Source organism: Aminobacter sp. P4_D5 (assembly GCF_056401815.1).
This window is the reverse complement of sequence record NZ_JBFUIP010000782.1, coordinates 1-680: the sequence shown is the minus strand read 5'-3', so window position 1 is coordinate 680 and position 680 is coordinate 1. Positions and strand designations below refer to the sequence as shown.

At 73.2% G+C, this 680-nt stretch carries 1 protein-coding gene; it reads left to right on the top strand.

Going from position 1 to position 680, the window contains the following annotated elements:
* A partial coding sequence (locus AC1DWF_RS34970; protein ID WP_476843061.1) for a hypothetical protein occupies nt 1-581 on the top strand: 581 nt, incomplete at its 5' end.
* Nucleotides 582-680 lie beyond the last annotated feature (99 nt).

Sequence of the window (680 nt, the reverse complement as noted above, 5' to 3'; positions counted from 1 at the left end):
TGCAGGCGGGCATTGAGGCCGCGCTGCGGGCGCATGTCACGGGGCTTGGTCCCGGCGCCGAGTTGCGCCGCAGCCAGCTGCTGCGCCTGGCCCTGGCCGATCCTCGCGTCACCGATGCGAGCATCGCGATCCGCGGCGCCGACTCCGCGGCGCCCGAAGTGGAGCAGCTGACCCTGCCCGCTGATACCGTGGCCGATCTGCAGGCCGTCAACTTCGCTCCTGTGAGCTTCGAACAGGCCGCGGGCGACCTGCCGCCGTCGCGCGCCGTCGCCAGCGCGGTGCTGCCCATCCTGCTCGCCGCAGGGAGCACCCTGGCCGAGGCGCAGGGCGCGATCCTCCTCGCGGTGAAAACCCATCTCGCGACCCGCGCCGCCGGCCTGCCGCTGACCCTGGACAGCCTGGCCACGGCGATTCGCGACGACAGCCGCTTCGCGCTGGCGCGGAGCGCCGCGATGCTCACGGTGGAATCCGGTAGCCGCTTCGTCCAGCTCACCGATGGCGTCGGCACCTATGCCCCCGCGGCGAATGAGCGGATCGAGGCCGGCACCATCGACGTCGAGCTGGATGAGGGGAGCGGCTGATGGCGCGCCGCGACGACATGGCCGACCGGCTGCCCCCCGCCTGGCGGGAAGGCGAGCTGGTGCGCGGCCTGCTGGGCGTGGTCGCCGCGCAGATCGAAT